1 protein-coding gene is annotated in these 1104 nt (G+C 73.9%); it reads left to right on the top strand.

All coding sequences use genetic code 11. From position 1 onward, the window contains the following. Positions 1–1104 (top strand): polyketide synthase dehydratase domain-containing protein (locus ABZ576_RS34425; protein ID WP_360750090.1); only part of this gene is annotated, 1104 nt, incomplete at both ends.

Below are 1104 nucleotides of genomic sequence, written 5' to 3'. Positions count from 1 at the left end.
CTTCGTGCGCGGGACCAGGGTGGACTGGGCGGCCGTCCTCCCCAAGGGTGCCACCGAGGCGCACGTGGACCTGCCGACGTACGCCTTCGACCACCAGCACTACTGGCTCCCCGCTCCTCGTCCCCTGACGGACGCCACCGCACTGGGGCAGGGCGCGGCGGACCACCCGCTGCTGGGTGCGGTGGTCCAGCTGCCGCAGTCCGACGGGCTGGTCTTCACCTCCCGGCTGTCACTGCGCACCCACCCCTGGCTGGCCGACCACGCCATCGGGGGAGTGGTCCTGGTGCCCGGCACCGGACTGGTCGAACTCGCCGTCCGCGCCGGTGACGAGGTGGGCTGCGGGGTGCTCGACGAGCTGGTCGTCGAGGCGCCCCTGGTCGTGCCCGAGGACGGCGCCGTACGGGTCCAGGTCGCCGTCGGCGGGCCGGACGAGACCGGGGCGCGCGGCGTGGAGGTGTACTCCACCCGCCAAGAGGTCGGTGCGGAGAGCGGACCGGACGCCTGGACCCGGCACGCCACCGGCACCCTGACCACCTCGGCCGTCCCCACGCCCGACTTCGACTTCACCACCTGGCCCCCGCCCGGGGCCCGGCAGGTCGACATCTCGGACGGCTACGAGAAGCTGACGCGCGCGGGATACGCGTACGGCCCGGCGTTCCAGTGCGTGCGGAAGGTCTGGCGGCGCGGTGCCGAGCTGTTCGCCGACGTGGTAGTACCGCCCGAACAGCGGGAGAACGCCGCCGGGTTCGGCATCCACCCGGCGCTGCTCGACGCGGCCCTGCACACGAGCATCCTGGACGCCGCCGCCGAGGTGACCGACGGCACCGTCGCGGAGGACGAACCGGTCGTACGGCTGCCGTTCGCCTGGAACGGGCTGACGCTGCACGCCTCCGGTGCCGCCTCCATCCGGGTACGACTGCTGCGGCCCGACCCGGACACGCTGTCCCTGGAGGCCGCCGACGACACCGGCGGTCCGGTGCTGACCCTGGACTCGCTCGTCTCGCGCGCCGTCTCCGCCGAGCAGTTGGCAGCGGCGTCCGGTGGGTCCGGTGCCGAGGGGTTGTTCCGGGTGGAGTGGAGTGCGCTGTCGTCGGTGTCCGCCGG

Source organism: Streptomyces sp. NPDC013455 (assembly GCF_040632975.1).
In the GTDB taxonomy this organism is placed as follows: Bacteria; Actinomycetota; Actinomycetes; order Streptomycetales; family Streptomycetaceae; genus Streptomyces.
This window is presented reverse-complemented; position numbering and strand designations above follow the sequence as displayed.